This is a genomic window from Pseudomonas cyclaminis (assembly GCF_015163715.1).
Classification (GTDB): domain Bacteria; phylum Pseudomonadota; class Gammaproteobacteria; order Pseudomonadales; family Pseudomonadaceae; genus Aquipseudomonas; species Aquipseudomonas cyclaminis.
Window position 1 is genome coordinate 1 of record NZ_JADDUM010000026.1, and the last position, 17,259, is coordinate 17,259.

14 protein-coding genes and 3 pseudogenes are annotated in these 17,259 nt (G+C 58.3%); 6 read left to right on the forward strand and 11 right to left on the reverse strand.

Going from position 1 to position 17,259, the window contains the following annotated elements:
- Positions 1-155: 155 nt before the first annotated feature.
- From recX to IQK56_RS03475, 7 genes and pseudogenes are all read right to left on the reverse strand, one after another.
- Positions 156-622: pseudogene (gene recX / locus IQK56_RS03450) on the reverse strand (recombination regulator RecX).
- Positions 623-630: 8 nt separating this feature from the next.
- Entirely contained in the window at positions 631-1,689 is a 1,059-nt protein-coding gene (recA, locus tag IQK56_RS03455) for a recombinase RecA (RefSeq protein ID WP_032891767.1), read from the reverse strand.
- Between the two features lie 84 nt (positions 1,690-1,773).
- Positions 1,774-2,274, reverse strand: coding sequence for a CinA family protein (locus IQK56_RS03460; RefSeq protein ID WP_122305192.1), 501 nt, complete (start codon positions 2,272-2,274; stop codon positions 1,774-1,776).
- Positions 2,275-2,383: 109 nt separating this feature from the next.
- Positions 2,384-2,794, reverse strand: a pseudogene (locus IQK56_RS31005) (hypothetical protein); the annotation flags it as partial.
- A 21-nt stretch (positions 2,795-2,815) separates the two neighbouring features.
- Complete coding sequence (locus tag IQK56_RS03465; RefSeq protein ID WP_193862819.1) at positions 2,816-3,160, reverse strand: phage holin family protein; 345 nt, start codon at positions 3,158-3,160, stop codon at positions 2,816-2,818.
- A 137-nt stretch (positions 3,161-3,297) separates the two neighbouring features.
- Positions 3,298-3,576, reverse strand: coding sequence for a hypothetical protein (locus tag IQK56_RS03470; protein ID WP_193862828.1), 279 nt, complete (start codon positions 3,574-3,576; stop codon positions 3,298-3,300).
- A 27-nt stretch (positions 3,577-3,603) separates the two neighbouring features.
- Positions 3,604-4,338, reverse strand: a complete 735-nt coding sequence (locus tag IQK56_RS03475; protein ID WP_193862826.1) for a LexA family transcriptional regulator — start codon at positions 4,336-4,338, stop codon at positions 3,604-3,606.
- 199 nt (positions 4,339-4,537) lie between these two features.
- On the opposite strand from IQK56_RS03475, the gene mutS reads away from it, so the two are divergent.
- Together mutS and fdxA are read left to right on the forward strand one after the other, a co-directional pair.
- The gene (mutS, locus tag IQK56_RS03480; RefSeq protein ID WP_193862817.1) at positions 4,538-7,129 is read left to right on the forward strand and encodes a DNA mismatch repair protein MutS; all 2,592 of its coding nucleotides are present in this window, start codon (positions 4,538-4,540) and stop codon (positions 7,127-7,129) included.
- 142 nt (positions 7,130-7,271) lie between these two features.
- On the forward strand, positions 7,272-7,595 hold the full coding sequence (gene fdxA, locus IQK56_RS03485) for a ferredoxin FdxA (RefSeq protein ID WP_193862815.1): 324 nt from the start codon (positions 7,272-7,274) through the stop codon (positions 7,593-7,595).
- A gap of 496 nt (positions 7,596-8,091) precedes the next feature.
- Here fdxA and apbC read toward each other — a convergent pair whose 3' ends face one another.
- A complete protein-coding gene (apbC, locus tag IQK56_RS03490; protein WP_122305185.1) occupies positions 8,092-9,186 on the reverse strand; it encodes an iron-sulfur cluster carrier protein ApbC in 1,095 nt (364 codons plus the stop codon).
- A 172-nt stretch (positions 9,187-9,358) separates the two neighbouring features.
- On the opposite strand from apbC, the gene metG reads away from it, so the two are divergent.
- The 4 genes from metG to IQK56_RS03510 all read left to right on the forward strand — a co-directional run bounded on the left by metG (position 9,359) and on the right by IQK56_RS03510 (position 13,560).
- Positions 9,359-11,410 carry a methionine--tRNA ligase gene (gene metG, locus IQK56_RS03495; protein WP_122305184.1) on the forward strand — a complete coding sequence of 684 codons (2,052 nt, stop codon included), beginning with the start codon at positions 9,359-9,361 and terminating at the stop codon, positions 11,408-11,410.
- Between the two features lie 113 nt (positions 11,411-11,523).
- Positions 11,524-12,486, forward strand: a complete 963-nt coding sequence (gene rsxB / locus IQK56_RS03500; protein WP_193862813.1) for an electron transport complex subunit RsxB — start codon at positions 11,524-11,526, stop codon at positions 12,484-12,486.
- Positions 12,487-12,631: 145 nt separating this feature from the next.
- A complete protein-coding gene (gene nth / locus IQK56_RS03505; protein WP_150674831.1) occupies positions 12,632-13,270 on the forward strand; it encodes an endonuclease III in 639 nt (212 codons plus the stop codon).
- A 107-nt stretch (positions 13,271-13,377) separates the two neighbouring features.
- On the forward strand, positions 13,378-13,560 hold the full coding sequence (locus tag IQK56_RS03510; RefSeq protein ID WP_150674832.1) for a PA3496 family putative envelope integrity protein: 183 nt from the start codon (positions 13,378-13,380) through the stop codon (positions 13,558-13,560).
- Between the two features lie 82 nt (positions 13,561-13,642).
- Here IQK56_RS03510 and IQK56_RS03515 read toward each other — a convergent pair.
- From IQK56_RS03515 to IQK56_RS03525, 3 genes and pseudogenes are all read right to left on the reverse strand, one after another.
- Positions 13,643-14,274 (reverse strand): annotated as a pseudogene (locus IQK56_RS03515) (response regulator).
- 625 nt (positions 14,275-14,899) lie between these two features.
- The gene (locus IQK56_RS03520) at positions 14,900-16,117 is read right to left on the reverse strand and encodes an argininosuccinate synthase (RefSeq protein ID WP_049709749.1); all 1,218 of its coding nucleotides are present in this window, start codon (positions 16,115-16,117) and stop codon (positions 14,900-14,902) included.
- 129 nt (positions 16,118-16,246) lie between these two features.
- Positions 16,247-17,155, reverse strand: a complete 909-nt coding sequence (locus IQK56_RS03525; RefSeq protein WP_193862811.1) for an OmpA family protein — start codon at positions 17,153-17,155, stop codon at positions 16,247-16,249.
- Positions 17,156-17,259: the final 104 nt, after the last annotated feature.

Here is a 17,259-nt window from a genome sequence, read left to right on the forward strand (position 1 = left end):
TTCATAGTGGGCTCTTTTTGGGGGGCGTTTCAGTTGAAGTGAGCGGTGAGTTGATTGGGGTGCTACGCAGCCAGCGCGGGGCAAGCCCGCTCACCACAGCAAGCCCGCTTATCACAACGAGCCTGTACAACATGACAAGCGCGTTTAACACGGTTTCAGTCGTCCATGTCTCGGCCGCTGAGCAAGCGCTGATCATCTCCATCGAAAATCCACGGTAACTCAAGAAGCGGCCTTGTTTCGCACGCTCCCTGGCATCGATCGGCAGATGGCCAGAGAACTTGCGACGCCAAGTGTCTTCCAACTGCGACTGCCAACTGATCCCACACTCACGCAGGGCGAGGTCGATATCGGCACGTTGCAGGCCACGCTGGCTCAGCTCTTCACGAATACGCGCAGGGCCATAACCGGAACGGGCTCGGTAGGAGACAAAACTTTCGAGGTAACGGGATTCGGACAGCAGCCCTTCTTCCGTTAAACGGTCAAGGGCCGTATCGATCATCTCAGGGTCTGCGCCGCGCTGACGCAGCTTACGCGTCAGCTCGACTCGCCCATGCTCGCGGCGAGCGAGCAGGTCCATCGCAGTGCGCCGAACGGCGACGAGTGTATCCAGTACAACAGTCATCGTTTGCTTCAGACGTCAGTATCGGCTTCTTCCACTTCTGCAACCGGCTCGCGGTTGGCAGCAGCTTTCACGTCGGGTGCTGCGGTCAGCAGCTTGTCGCGGATTTGCTTCTCAAGCGTGGCGGCGATATCCGGGTTGTCTGCCAGGAACTTGGCCGAGTTGGCCTTGCCCTGGCCGATTTTGCTGCCGTTGTAGGCATACCAGGCACCGGACTTCTCGACGAAGCCATGCAGTACACCCAGGTCGATCATCTCGCCATTCAGGTAAATACCCTTGCCGTACAAAATCTGGAATTCAGCCTGACGGAAAGGCGGAGCAACTTTGTTCTTCACGACTTTAACGCGGGTTTCGCTACCAACAACCTCGTCACCTTCCTTCACCGCACCCGTACGGCGGATGTCCAGGCGGACCGACGCGTAGAACTTCAGCGCGTTACCACCGGTGGTGGTTTCCGGGCTACCGAACATCACGCCGATCTTCATACGGATCTGGTTGATGAAGATCACCAGGCAGTTGGCGTTCTTGATGTTACCGGTGATTTTACGCAGCGCCTGGGACATCAGACGGGCTTGCAGGCCCACGTGCATGTCACCCATTTCGCCTTCGATTTCAGCCTTGGGTACCAGGGCTGCCACGGAGTCGACCACGATCACGTCGATGGCGTTGGAGCGCACCAGCATGTCGGTGATTTCCAGGGCTTGCTCACCGGTGTCCGGCTGGGAAACCAGCAGGTCGTCAACGTTGACGCCCAGCTTACCGGCGTACTCAGGGTCCAGGGCGTGCTCGGCATCGACGAACGCGCAAGTGGCGCCCATTTTTTGCGCCTGGGCAATCACCGACAGTGTCAGAGTGGTTTTACCGGAAGATTCAGGACCGTAGATTTCAACGATACGGCCTTTTGGCAGGCCGCCAATGCCGAGTGCGATGTCCAGACCCAGAGAGCCAGTGGAAATAGCCGGGATCGCCTGACGGTCGTGATCGCCCATACGCATTACGGCACCCTTGCCGAATTGACGTTCGATCTGACCCAGGGCCGCAGCCAAGGCTTTCTTCTTGTTGTCGTCCATTAAAGTCCTCACGTAATCAATAAGGCCGGGGCGGCCAACACCTGTATAAGTAGACAGTATTGTTCCACAAAGATCGTAGATCGCCTACCCCTGATTTTCTATTTCTGCTGCAGCTCGTCGCAACAAGCCCTCTAGCGCAGCCTTTACCGTTTGTCGGCGGACCTCGTCGCGGTTGCCGGGGAAGTGCTCAAGCTCGGCCGTGACCTCGTCGCCCACGCCGAAGGCCAACCACACTGTGCCCACCGGTTTATCAGGCGAACCACCGTCGGGCCCGGCCACGCCGCTGACTGCCACAGCGAATCGGGCCAGGCTTTTTTCCTGGGCACCGCGCACCATCGCCTCCACCACTTCCTGACTGACGGCGCCCACTTTTGGAAACAATGTTTGCGGCACATTCAACTGCCGGGTTTTCTGCCGATTGGAGTAAGTGACGTATCCCGCTTCAAACCACGCCGAACTCCCGGGAATCCGTGTAATAGCTTCGGCAATACCTCCACCGGTGCAGGACTCCGCCGTGGTGACGTGTGCATTGAGCACCTGTAGACGGCGGCCCAGTTCGGCAGCCAGTTGAGTGATTTCCTTCACGGTCGTCTCCAGAGGTGAGCGGGGATTGGCCTACCCTACAGGAGCCAATCGCACGTGCAAGTGACCGACTGAATCGAGAGACTGACGGCGACGGCGCGCACATACCTGGGAGGTAGAGTATTTGGGTGAAGGAAACCGTCCAGCTGCAGTAGTCCGCTTCGGCGCTGTTGAATGGGCACGGCGCGGCGACGATGGACGTGGGCCGGTCGCACTGATCCGACGGCAGGCCCCAGCGGTTATCCAGGACCAGGTCCATCAGTTGGCTGGCCAGGTCGCAAGCGCCAAAGGGTGCCGACGCGCTGGCGACCGTGGCCCTGAGTGAGATCGACAAGGCATGTGCCCTGCGCCCTTCACGGGAGCGCAAGGCGGGGCCACTGCGCTCCATGCTGATCAACACGCCGGTCTTTTCCTCGGCGCTGGTAAAGTCCTGATGATTGCCTACACGCAATTGTGGGAAGGCGCTCTTCAGCGCGTCCCCAATCGCCGCAGGCAGTTGAGTAGGTTTTTCGAGAAGTGTCATTACGTGACGTCCTTGCAGCGGTTACTGCTGATCCGGGCGAGAGGATGGGGGCTCATTGACCCCGATGCGCCTGGCCGCCCAACGTTCATATAGGCCGATAGCGACGTCAGCCCCCGCCATGGCAGTGAGGCAACCGATTGCGCCGGCGGTCCAGATCGACATACCTGCGGCGTAGCACAGCATCAATGCCGAGCCCCCGCAAACCATGCACGCCCCGGACCGCAGCGCCAGGCGCCGCATCAGGGACCAGCCACGGGCGCCCTCTTTGTCGGCACGCCACATTTCGCCGGATACACCGCCGATCAGGGCCAGTACGATCACCAGCCAGACAGGCAGTTCTGCTAACACTTGCTGCTCGTTTGTCATGTCACGCCTCCTGGCTGAGCAATGCCGGCAACCGCCGGTGTCTGGGTAATTCCACGTGTTGGTAGGCATTCCAAAAAGCCCGGTTACCAAGGCTTTTCAGTAATGCGGTCCTTATTGGTATGAGTAAAACCTTGAAACTAAAGAGCGTCGGCGTCCTTGCCGTTGTTGCCTGGCGTCCTTGCCATCGCTTCGATGGCGTCCTTGCCGATGTTGCGTGCCTTCCCTGTCTTCCATGGCAGCATCCTTGCCGCCTCCACCACCTTGTTGGCTGGCTTGAATTGAAGAATATGCATGTATGCATATACAGTCAATGCGTTAATGCATTTATTTTTGATCAATAAATGCGCTAGCGCATTGAGAGCTTGGTGGACAAAGGGTTTGACGCTGTTGAAGCAGGCGAAAAAAAGCCCGCGCATTGGCGGGCTTTGTCTTACACAGGGAGGTCAACGGGCGTACATGCCCCACCAAAACACATGACCGAGAATGCTGATCTGCTCATCCTGGATGTCCTGGAAACTGTAGTCTTCGTCCGGATGCTCATCACGATTGAAACTGCGCAGGCGAATCCCGGAAGGCAGGCGATAGAGCTGTTTCACCCGCAGTTGGCCGTTGTGATTGATAGCGTACAAATCACCATCGACGATATCGCCAATCCCGCTCTTGCCCGCGTTCACCCCGACCGTTGCGCCATCGCGCAGCACTGGCAACATACTGTTGCCGCGCACTGTCACGCACTTGGCCTGGTCGAACTGCACACCGTTATGCCGCAGGCTGCGTTTTCCAAAACGCAAGCTGGCCTTCTCGCTTTCCTCAATGACGAATCTTCCTGATCCAGCAGCCAATTCAACCTCACGCAGAAAAGGGATCGACACCTCGTCATCATTAACGGGCGTGTCGTCGTCCCACAGGCTAATGTCCTTGAGTTCCGAATGTGTTGGGTCGCGCAGGTCTTCGCGCAAGGCGCCGATGGCTACGCGTCCGCGCAACTGGTCGGTGCTGACGCGAAAGTACTCGGCGATGCGTGAGATGTGCTTGTCCGAGGGGTCAACGATCTTGCCGCTGAGGATCCGGGACAGCGTGGATTGAGGTACGCCAGTGCGCCGGTGAAGCTCCGTGGGGGAGATCCGGTCGCGGTCCAGCAGTTCTCGTAAGACGATAGAAACGTTGCGTTTTTGCATAGCGCGGATAGTGACGGGAGTTTTTTGGGTTGGCAAATGCAAAAATGCATCTTTTAGCATTTATTTCAGCCTTTCACCTATCCGCTTGCGACCTGCGAAGCCCCGACCTCGCGTGTTAACCTTGCCGCCATCGCAAAATCAGCAGGGCCAAGTGCCCCACCTTTGCCCCACTCCTTCCAACGAATTTGCTAACTATCTGATGAGTAAGAACACTTCCGATCTGTCCTCCCACACACCAATGATGCAGCAGTACTGGCGACTGAAAAACCAGCACCCTGATCAGTTGATGTTCTATCGCATGGGCGACTTCTACGAGATCTTCTACGAAGACGCGAAGAAGGCCGCCAAGCTGCTGGACATTACCCTGACCGCGCGTGGGCAGTCGGCGGGGCAGTCGATTCCGATGTGTGGGATTCCATACCATTCGTTGGAAGGTTACCTGGTCAAGCTGGTGAAGCTGGGTGAGTCGGTGGTGATCTGTGAGCAGATCGGCGACCCGGCCACCAGCAAAGGGCCGGTGGAACGTCAGGTGGTGCGCATTATCACGCCGGGGACGGTGAGTGATGAAGCGTTGCTGGATGAGCGTCGCGATAACCTGATCGCCGCGGTGCTGGGCGATGAGCGTTTGTTCGGCCTTTCGGTGCTGGACATTACCAGCGGCAATTTCAGCGTGCTGGAGATCAAGGGCTGGGAGAACTTGCTGGCGGAGTTGGAGCGCATCAATCCGGTGGAGTTGTTGATCCCGGATGATTGGCCGAAAGACTTGCCAGCCGAGAAACGCCGTGGGACCAAGCGCCGTGCGCCGTGGGATTTTGAGCGGGACTCCGCGCTGAAAAGCCTGTGCCAGCAGTTCTCGGTGCAAGACCTCAAGGGCTTCGGTTGCGAGACCCTGACCCTGGCCATCGGCGCTGCCGGTTGCCTGCTCAGCTACGCCAAGGAAACCCAGCGCACTGCCCTGCCGCATTTGCGCAGCCTGCGCCATGAGCGCCTGGACGACACGGTGGTGCTCGATGGCGCCAGCCGTCGAAATCTGGAACTGGACACCAACCTGTCAGGCGGGCGTGACAATACCCTGCAATCGGTGGTCGACCGTTGCCAGACCGCCATGGGCAGCCGCCTGCTGACGCGCTGGTTGAACCGTCCGTTGCGGGACCTGACGGTGCTGCAAGCGCGTCAGACCTCTATTACCTGCCTGCTGGATGGCTATCGCTTCGAAAAGCTGCAACCGCAGCTCAAGGAAATCGGCGATATCGAGCGAATCCTGGCGCGGATCGGCTTGCGCAATGCGCGCCCTCGTGACCTCGCACGCCTGCGTGATGCCCTCAGTGCCCTGCCGCAGTTGCAAGTGGCAATGACCGAACTGGACACGCCGCACCTGCAGCAGTTGGCCGAAACCGCAGGCACCTACCCGGAGCTGGCAGCCCTGCTGGAAAAGGCCATCATCGACAACCCGCCGGCGATTATCCGTGATGGCGGTGTATTGAAGACGGGTTACGACAGTGAACTGGATGAACTGCAAGCCCTGAGCGAGAACGCCGGGCAGTTCCTGATCGACCTGGAAGCCCGCGAAAAAGCCCGCACCGGCCTGGCCAACCTTAAGGTCGGCTACAACCGCGTACACGGCTACTTTATTGAGCTGCCAAGCAAGCAGGCCGAGTCGGCACCTATCGACTATCAACGCCGCCAGACCCTCAAGGGCGCCGAGCGCTTTATCACGCCGGAGCTCAAAGAGTTCGAAGACAAGGCGCTGTCGGCCAAGAGCCGCGCCCTGGCTCGCGAAAAGATGCTCTATGAAGCCTTGCTCGAAGACCTGATCAGCCAACTGGCGCCGCTGCAAGACACTGCCGCCGCCCTGGCGGAACTGGATGTTTTGAGCAACCTTGCCGAACGTGCGCTGAACCTTGACCTGAACTGCCCGCGTTTTGTCAGCGAGCCGTGCATGCGCATCGTGCAGGGGCGCCACCCGGTGGTGGAACAGGTGTTGACCACGCCGTTCGTCGCCAACGACCTGTCGCTCGACGATGACACCCGCATGTTGGTCATCACCGGTCCGAACATGGGCGGTAAATCCACCTACATGCGCCAGACCGCCTTAATCGTATTGTTGGCGCATATCGGCAGCTTTGTACCCGCAGCCAGTTGCGAGCTGTCCCTGGTCGACCGCATTTTCACCCGAATCGGCTCCAGCGACGACCTGGCCGGTGGCCGTTCGACCTTTATGGTGGAAATGAGCGAAACCGCCAACATCCTGCACAATGCCACCGAACGCAGCCTGGTGCTGATGGACGAAGTGGGTCGTGGCACCAGCACCTTCGATGGCCTGTCCCTGGCATGGGCGGCAGCCGAGCGGTTGGCGCATCTGCGGGCTTATACGCTGTTTGCCACCCACTATTTCGAACTGACGGTACTGCCGGAAAGCGAGCCGCTGGTGGCTAACGTGCATCTCAATGCCACCGAGCACAACGAGCGCATCGTGTTCTTGCACCACGTACTGCCTGGGCCGGCGAGCCAGAGCTACGGCCTGGCGGTGGCGCAACTGGCCGGTGTGCCGAACGACGTGATCCTGCGGGCCCGCGAACACCTCAGTCGGTTGGAAACCACGGCCCTGCCCCACGAAACGGTGGTCGCCAGCCCGGTCAAAGCCAGCAGCAAACCCGCCGCGCCGCACCAGAGCGATATGTTCGCCAGCCTGCCCCACCCGGTGTTGGATGAGCTGGCAAAGCTTGACCTGGACGGCTTGACGCCGCGTAAAGCGCTCGAAATGTTATATGCACTGCAGGTTCGGATATAACGCAGACGCTTGCAAGCTGGTAGACTCTCGCGCGGTTTGGGATGCTGCAGGCTTTTAGCCTGGCCTGCAGACTATCGCTCCCGAACCTCGCGAGCCCTGCCGTAAAGGGTTTCGCCGCCGCCGCCTGAGGAGAAAATTAGAAATGACCTTCGTCGTTACCGACAACTGCATCAAGTGCAAGTACACCGACTGCGTCGAAGTGTGTCCGGTGGACTGCTTCTACGAAGGCCTGAATTTCCTGGTTATCCACCCGGATGAGTGCATTGACTGCGCCCTGTGTGAACCAGAATGCCCGGCCGTTGCTATTTTCTCCGAGGATGAAGTGCCTGCGGGCATGGAGCAGTTCATTGCGTTGAACGCCGAACTGGCAGACGTGTGGCCGAACATCACGGAGCGTAAAGATCCGATGCCGGATGCCGCTGAGTGGGAGGGCAAACCCGACAAGATTGAGCAACTAGAGCGCTAAAGCGCCGCTGCCCAACGAAAAAAGGCCCTCAGGGGCCTTTTTTGCATTCCGGGGCAAGCATTTACTTTTTCGCAGGCAAAAAAAGGGGCGGTATGACCCGCCCACATTTTTTCCCTAGTCCCTGTGTTCCTTTTCATCATCCTGATGAATCGCATCCTGCGACGTTCCCTGAGCCATCGTTCCTTGATGGCTGTGTCAATCCGTGGACACAGGGCTGATGTTAGAGAGTTCCCGGGGAAGTTCAACGGGACACACGACGCCCAACCACAGGGTCACGCTCTCAATACGCCAAAAAATATGCCTTATATTTCAAACATATAGGAATATCTTTCGACATTTAGAGCCGTAAAGATCTGATAAAAAAACCGAACACTTACGCGAAAGTAAGTTAATGCTTACACGAACGACTGAGTAAAAGCGCACGCAGCCCCACCTTCACCTTGCGCAGACAAGAAAAAGCCCCGACAACGCGAGGCTCTTTTGCCCTTCAACCCTTTCAGTCGTCGCTGACGGTAATGGTCGGCATGGCCGGTGCCGCCGCTTCCTGCAATACGATCCGCGCGCCTACGTGACGGGCCAGCTCCTGATAAACCATGGCAAGCTGACCGTCCGGCTCGGCCGCTACGGTAGGTTTACCGCCGTCGGCCTGCTCACGAATTGCCATCGACAACGGCAACGACGCCAGTAATTCAACCCCGTACTGGGTCGCCAGCTTCTCGCCGCCGCCTTCACCAAACAGGTGCTCGGCGTGACCGCAGTTGGAGCAGATGTGCACGGCCATGTTTTCCACGACGCCCAGCACCGGGATGTTGACCTTGCGAAACATCTCCACGCCTTTTTTCGCGTCGAGCAGCGCCAGATCCTGGGGCGTGGTCACGATCACCGAGCCAGCCACCGGGACTTTCTGCGCCAGGGTCAGCTGGATATCGCCAGTGCCTGGCGGCATGTCGATGACCAGGTAATCCAAGTCGCCCCAAGCGGTCTGCGTAACCAATTGCAGCAAGGCGCCGGAAACCATCGGTCCACGCCACACCATCGGCGTGTTTTCATCGGTCAGGAACGCCATGGACATGACTTCCACGCCCAGGGATTCGATGGGCACGAACCACTTCTGATCCTTGATCTTCGGCCGCGTACCTTCGGCAATCCCGAACATCACGCCCTGGCTCGGGCCATAGATATCGGCGTCAAGGATGCCCACCCGGGCGCCTTCACGGGCCAGGGCCAGGGCCAGGTTGGCCGCTGTGGTGGATTTACCCACGCCGCCCTTGCCGGACGCCACGGCGATCACGTTCTTGACATTAGCCAGGCCCGGTATCTGTGCCTGGGCTTTATGCGGCGCGATCACGCACTGGATGTCGACCTTGGCTGAACGAACGCCGTCGAGGCCTTCGATAGCCATTTGCAGCATCTGCGCCCAGCCGCTCTTGAACAGACCGGCGGCATAGCCCAGTTCCAACTGGACTGACACCTGATCGCCCTGGACCTCGATGGCACGCACACAGCCGGCACTGACCGGGTCCTGATTCAAATAGGGGTCGGTGTACTGGCGAAGAACGGCTTCCACCGCTGCGCGATTCACGGCGCTCATGGGCTACTCCCGAAAAAAGACTGACTGAAACAGGCGGCTATCCTAACCGTTCCGGCCGCTGAACGGCACGCTTTCGAAGGCGCGGAAAATTCTGAAACAGCACCACGGGGTGAAATAAATTTCCCGGCGCTTTATAGTGGCCGACCTCCGTTTCATCAAGTAGCCGAGCCCCATGTCCGAGCCACGCAAGATCCTCGTCACCAGCGCCCTGCCCTATGCCAATGGTTCTATCCATCTTGGCCATATGCTTGAGTACATCCAGACCGATATGTGGGTGCGCTTCCAGAAGCATCGCGGCAACCAATGCATTTATGTCTGCGCGGACGACGCCCACGGTTCGGCCATCATGCTGCGCGCCGAAAAGGAAGGCATCACCCCGGAACAACTGATCGCCAACGTGCAGGCTGAACACAGCGCCGACTTTGCCGAGTTCCTGGTGGACTTCGACAACTTCCACTCCACTCACGCCGAAGAAAACCGTGAGCTGTCGAGCCAGATCTACCTCAAGTTGCGTGATGCCGGGCACATTGCCCAGCGTTCGATCACTCAGTATTTCGACCCGGAAAAGAAAATGTTCCTGGCCGACCGCTTCATCAAGGGCACCTGCCCGAAATGCGGCACTGAAGACCAGTACGGCGACAACTGCGAAAAATGCGGTGCCACTTATGCGCCGACTGACCTGAAGGATCCGAAGTCGGCAATCTCCGGCGCCACGCCGGTACTCAAGGATTCCCAGCACTTCTTCTTCAAACTCCCGGATTTCCAGCAGATGCTGCAAACCTGGACCCGCAGTGGCACCTTGCAGGAAGCCGTGGCGAACAAGATCGCCGAATGGCTGGATGCCGGCCTGCAACAGTGGGACATCTCCCGCGATGCACCGTACTTCGGCTTCGAGATCCCGGATGAGCCGGGCAAGTACTTCTATGTGTGGCTGGACGCGCCGATCGGCTACATGGCCAGCTTCAAGAACCTCTGCGACCGCACGCCGGAGCTGGACTTCGACGCGTTCTGGGGCAAGGACTCCACCGCCGAGCTGTACCACTTCATCGGCAAGGACATCGTCAACTTCCACGCCCTGTTCTGGCCGGCGATGCTCGAAGGTTCGGGCTACCGCAAGCCGACCGGGATTGCCGTGCACGGCTACCTGACGGTCAACGGCCAGAAGATGTCCAAGTCCCGTGGCACGTTTATCAAGGCGCGCACCTACCTGGACCACCTGTCGCCGGAATATCTGCGTTACTACTACGCGTCCAAGCTGGGCCGTGGCGTCGACGATCTCGACCTGAACCTGGAAGACTTCGTACAGAAGGTCAACTCGGACCTCGTGGGCAAAGTCGTCAACATCGCCAGCCGTTGCGCCGGTTTCATCCACAAGGGGAATGCCGGGTTACTGGTGGCGGAAAATGCCGCACCGGAACTGACCGACGCGTTCCTGGCCGCCGCGCCAAGCATCGCCGACGCCTATGAAGCCCGCGACTTCGCCCGCGCCATGCGCGAGATCATGGGCCTGGCCGACCGCGCCAACGCCTGGATCGCCGACAAGGCCCCGTGGTCGTTGAACAAGCAGGAAGGCAAGCAGGCAGAAGTCCAGGCGATCTGCGCCACCGGCGTCAACCTGTTCCGCCAGTTGGTGATCTTCCTCAAACCGGTGCTGCCATTGCTGGCGGCCGACGCCGAGGCATTCCTCAACGTCGCCCCGTTGACCTGGAACGACCACACCACCTTGCTCAGCAACCACCAGTTGAACGAGTTCAAGCCGCTGATGACCCGTATCGACCCGGTAAAAGTCCAGGCCATGACCGACGCTTCGAAAGAAGACCTGGCCGCCAGCCAGACCGACACCGGCTCGGCTGCGCCAGCGGGCAATGGTGAGCTGGCCAAGGACCCGCTTTCTCCGGAAATCGAGTTTGACGCCTTTGCCGCCGTTGACCTGCGTGTTGCGCTGATCATCAAGGCCGAAGCCGTGGAAGGTGCCGACAAGCTGCTGCGCCTGACCCTGGATATCGGTGACGAGCAGCGCAATGTGTTCTCCGGGATCAAGAGCGCCTATCCGGACCCGTCCAAGCTCGATGGTCGCCTGACCATGATGATCGCCAACCTCAAGCCACGCAAAATGAAGTTCGGCATCTCCGAAGGCATGGTGATGGCGGCCGGCCCTGGCGGTGAAGAGATCTACCTGCTGAGCCCCGATAGCGGCGCCAAGCCGGGTCAGCGCATCAAGTAACCCTGCAAACCAGCCCTGTCGTCTCGGCGACAGGGCTTTTCAGCTAGTACCCCTTTCTCGCTTGCCGGATAATCAGGCCCTGTTTGTTTAACCGGCTCGCCAATGATCACCCCATGAATCTGATTCAACGTATCGACGCACTGCTGCCGCAGACCCAATGCGGAAAGTGCGGGCACCCGGGTTGCAAGCCTTACGCCGAGGGCATCGCGCATGGCGAGGCAATCAACAAGTGCCCGCCCGGCGGGCAGGAAACCATTGCAGGCCTTGCACGGTTGCTGCGCGTACCGGTGCTGGACCTGGACACCAGCCGTGGCGAGGCGCCAGCGCAGGTTGCGTACATCCGCGAGGCCGAGTGCATCGGGTGCACCAAGTGCATCCAGGCTTGCCCGGTAGATGCCATCGTTGGCGCCGCCAAATTTATGCACACGGTGATTATCGATGAGTGCACGGGCTGTGACCTGTGCGTCGCACCGTGTCCGGTGGACTGTATCGAGATGCGCCCGCCAATCACCGTGCTGCCTATCGTAGGTGGCCTGGCGGCTAACGACGAAGAACGTCATGACCGTGAAATCAAGCGCAACCGAGCACGGCGGCGCTTCGAGCAGCGTAACGCGCGCTTGCAACGGGAAGAAGAGCACAAGCTCGCCGAACGCCTGGCCAGGGCCAGACGCGTGGTACCGGAGCCTGCCGCACAGCTGGATACACATGAGGCTGCAAGGGATGCGTCGATCAAGAAAGCCAAGATCAGCGTTGCAATGAGTCGCGCCCAATTACACAAATCGCTGAAGGCATTTGGGCATCCGCCAACTTTTGAGCAGCAGTCACAATTGATCGTTCTGCAACAGCAGTTCGAAGCAGCAGAACAGGCACTGGCCGCCTTGGACCAGAACAACACGCTCGCGGCGCCGCTCCCCATCAACAGCAACGCCGCCCTCAAACGCGCCAAGATCCAGGTGGCGATGCGCCGCGCAGCACTGAAGAAAGCCCAGGACCAACAGGGTGATGCACAACAACTGGCCGATGCAAAAAACAAGCTCGATGAGGCCCAGCGCCAGTTAGATGCCCATGGTGACTGACGCGCTCTGGGGTGGTTGGTCGCCATTGCCGACGCCCCATTGAGACCTGTCGGGTTTATGCTACTCGGGTCGCTGCTCGCACGGATCCAGGCCTCGACCCACTATTCGAAACCACGCTGATCGCCTGCAAGGAACCCTACGCCCGATGAACGCCGCAAAACGCCTGGAAATTTTCCGCAGGTTTCACGAAGACAATCCGGAACCCAAGACCGAACTGGCCTACTCCTCGCCGTTCGAGTTGCTGATTGCGGTGATCCTCTCGGCCCAGTCCACGGACGTTGGCGTCAACAAGGCCACGGCCAAGCTGTATCCCGTGGCAAACACACCGGAGGCAATCTATGCCCTGGGTGTGGACGGTTTGTCGGAGTACATCAAGACCATCGGCCTGTACAACAGCAAGGCCAAGAATGTCATTGAGACCTGCCGCCTTTTGGTAGAACTGCATGGCAGCGAAGTGCCGCAAACCCGCGAAGCCTTGGAAGCCCTGCCGGGTGTAGGCCGCAAAACCGCCAACGTGGTGCTCAACACGGCATTCCGACAACTGACCATGGCCGTAGACACCCACATTTTCCGGGTCAGCAATCGGACAGGCATTGCCCGCGGCAAGAACGTGGTTGAAGTGGAAAAACAGTTGATGAAATTTGTCCCCAAGCCCTACCTGCTCGACTCCCACCACTGGCTGATCCTGCACGGGCGTTACGTGTGCCAGGCACGCAAGCCACGCTGCGGCAGCTGCCGCATCGAAGACCTGTGCGAATACAAGGAAAAGACGTCGGACGATTGAGGGCCCATTGGTTTTTGCGATCAGTCGATTGAAAAAATCTTTTTTACCCATCCATGGATTATCGTTATAAGGAGCGCCAACGGCAGTCTTACTCCGGAGTTAACGTTATGAGCACTGACAAAGAACAGTTGGATGTGGAAGACGACCTCGTAGAATCGGATGACGATGGAGCAGAAGCACCTGTCGCTGAGGTGGCCAAGACGAATCTAAGCAAACGCCGCACTATCGACAATCTTCTGGAAGAACGACGCTTGCAAAAACAACTGGCCGACTACGACTTCGACCTCTGAGGAGCGGTAGACGGCCGGAAGCCTCCCTGACGGAGGCTTTTTTATACCGACTATCCCGGACTGTGTGCAGGCGCCCCCCCCTCTATACCAAGCCATTACGCTGTGCGAGCTCGATCAGGTCCACGAGGGAGCGAGCATTGAGCTTGAGCAGCAGGCGGGTCTTATAGGTGCTGACTGTCTTGTTGCTGAGGAACATTCCGTCGGCGATCTCCTTGTTGGTTCTACCCCGTGCCAATTGCTGCAACACCATCATTTCCCGACCCGACAAACGCTCGACCATATCGGCCTCGCTGGCATTGCCCATGGTGGAGCGTACCGAGTTGAGTGCCTGGTTTGGAAAGTAGCTGTAGCCCGACAACACTGCCTTGATCGCGCTCAGCAACTCGGTCAGGTCCTGTTGCTTGCACACATAGCCGGCAGCACCGGCCTGCATGCAGCGCATGGAAAAATGACCAGGGGCCTGCGACGTGAGCACCAGCACCTTGAACGGTATTGCTTGCTTGGTAGATGACAGCCGGCAAATAACTTCCAGGCCATCGAGTTTGGGAATCCCAATATCCAGTATGACAATGTCCGGCATATGCTCCCGTGCAAGTTGCAACGCATCGACACCGTTATCGGTCTCGGCAACGACCTCATAACCATGGCGTTCCATTAGCATACGCACAGCAAGACGAATGACGGATGATCATCCACGATCAGCACTTTATTCATGAGAAAGTCCAATTTCGCTGTTCGAATTATTTAGAGCAAGCACAATAGCCTAGTCGTTTGCTAGTTGGCATAGCGCTCCCCCCCAAGCAAGAGCAAGCAGAGACCCACCCCACAGCGATAAAGGAAATGCCCTACAAAAAAAACACAGACCTGGATGTTTCCAGTTTTATAGAGCCTTTCAGACCTTTCCGGCATTTTTCATATTTTGAGTGAAATCTCCATGGCAACCCCGACACAAGGTAACCGTGCTGCACACCACTATCAGGAAATGCCCCTTGCACATCGACCGCAGAGGCGCAGGCAGGTGTAAAAAAATCAACAGTTTCAGTTCCATTTAACATATTTATTTACATCCTTATTTCCTACAGACTCATGTGTCTTTTACATACTCCTCACAACTACATGAGTGAATTATCTGTAAGACTGGTTCCTACACATATGTAAAAAATTCATTCCCCCTACAAAAAACACGCAGATAACGCACAGCAATCAAAAAATTGAGTTTCCAAAAAGTTTGAACACTGAGTTTAAACAGCGGTGAATAACACCGACGTATTTAAAATTCCCGGGCAAAAAAAATGGCCCCTTGAAAACAAGGGGCCACTCTTCACAACCGGCTAAACACTCAGAACAACGAGCGGCCTTTGTTGGCAGCGATGCGCATGCGCAGTGCATTCAACTTGATAAAGCCTGCTGCATCCGCCTGATTGTAGGCGCCGCCATCTTCTTCGAAGGTGGCGATGTTGGCATCGAACAGCGAGTCATCGGACTTGCGCCCGGTAACGATCACATTGCCCTTGTAAAGCTTCAGGCGCACAACGCCGTTCACATGAGCCTGGGAGGCGTCGATCATCTGTTGCAGCATCAGACGCTCCGGGCTCCACCAGTAACCGGTGTAGATCAGGCTGGCGTACTTGGGCATCAGCTCGTCTTTGAGGTGAGCCACTTCGCGGTCCAGGGTGATGGACTCGATGGCGCGGTGAGCGCGCAGCATGATGGTGCCACCTGGCGTTTCGTAGCAGCCACGGGACTTCATGCCCACGTAGCGGTTCTCGACGATGTCGAGACGGCCAATGCCGTGTTCGCCACCGATACGGTTCAGGGTCGCCAGCACGGTGGCCGGAGTCATTTCGACGCCGTCCAGCGCGACGATGTCGCCGTTGCGGTAGGTCAGTTCCAGGTATTGGGCCTTGTCTGGAGCGTTCTCCGGGGAGACGGTCCATTTCCACATGTCTTCTTCGTGCTCGGTCCAGGTGTCTTCCAGCACGCCGCCTTCATAGGAGATGTGCAGCAGGTTGGCGTCCATCGAGTACGGGGATTTCTTCTTGCCATGACGCTCGATCGGGATTGCGTGCTTTTCAGCGTAATCCATCAGCTTTTCACGGGACAGCAGGTCCCATTCACGCCAAGGGGCAATCACTTTCACGCCAGGCTTGAGTGCGTAGGCGCCCAGCTCGAAACGCACCTGGTCGTTGCCCTTGCCGGTGGCGCCATGGGAAATGGCGTCGGCGCCGGTTTCGTTGGCGATTTCGATCAGGCGCTTGGCGATCAGCGGACGTGCGATGGAGGTACCCAGCAGGTACTCGCCTTCGTAGACGGTGTTGGCGCGAAACATCGGGAAGACGAAATCGCGGACGAATTCTTCGCGCAGGTCGTCAATGTAGATCTCTTTCACGCCCATGGCTTGCGCCTTGGCACGTGCAGGTTCGACCTCTTCGCCCTGACCCAGGTCAGCGGTGAAGGTCACCACTTCACAGTTATAAGTATCCTGCAGCCACTTGAGGATCACCGAAGTGTCCAGGCCGCCGGAATACGCGAGAACGACCTTGTTTACGTCGGCCATGCCATCACTCCACGGGGTTGTACGGAAAGGCGTCGATTCTACCGACCAAAACCGTGAATTTACAGGGGCGCGACAGCAAATGAAGATAAAGCGACAGATTATGTCGAGGGGGCGACCGTCGGCCGCCCCTTAAGAGGTGTGCGCCGGATTGCTCGGCCCGGCAGCCTGGGGTGCCGGTTTTTCGGGGGCAGCGACCCGCTCAAGCTGAATATTGACCCGGCGGTTACGGGCCCGGTTGGCGGCGTTGGTGTTGGGCGCCAAGGGGTAGCTTTCGCCATGGAAACGCAGGGTGACCTGGGATTCCTGGATGCCATTGGCCTTGAAGTAGTCCATCACTGCCAGTGCACGGCGCCGTGATACATCGCGATTGCTCAGGCGATTGCCGCTGTTGTCCGAGTGACCATTCAATTCGATATGGTTGACGGTAGGGTCCGCCTTCATGAATTCGAGAATCACCGCCAGCTTCTGCTTGGCCGCCGCGTCCAGCTCGATACCGCCACCGGGGAAGCCGACTTCGGTCTGCTTGACCTGATCGTAATTCATCGGCAGCAACTTGGCCGTGCACAGCTGATAGTCGCTGTAGGCTTTGTTGAATTTCACCGGCAGCAGGCGAATCTCTGAATAGCCGCCCTCGCGTCCGTAGTGACGCACGGTAGGCGAGCGCCCATCGAGCAAACCATTGAACAGGCGCCCGGCCTGGGCCTGGGAGCTGTTGAACAGCACATCGCCACTGCCAGCACGCACGGCACCGAGATTGATGTCGCCACGACCAGGCTGCCAGGGCGCGGCAGCAGCCAACAAGGTGGCGGATCCTGAGCCCAGCGAGCCGTTATAGGCTTTCAGGCGGAATGTCGCCTGCTCACCGGCCCGGCGCACGAACTCACCCGAACCGAAATCGGTGATCGGCTGGGTCAGGCGGCACTCGAACTTGTCACCCTCCACCTTCCACTCAATATTCTCCAGACGTGTCTGGAACGTGAGGGCCATTGCAGGCAGGCTGGCGAACACACTGAGCAGGGCTAGATAATGCTGGCGCACGGGAGGCTCCACTGGTTTCTACAACACTTCAAAGCGTCATACATCGATAAGGCATACGAAAGGCTATCGGATGCATCCTGCAAAACTTGATAGCGAGTGCCTGC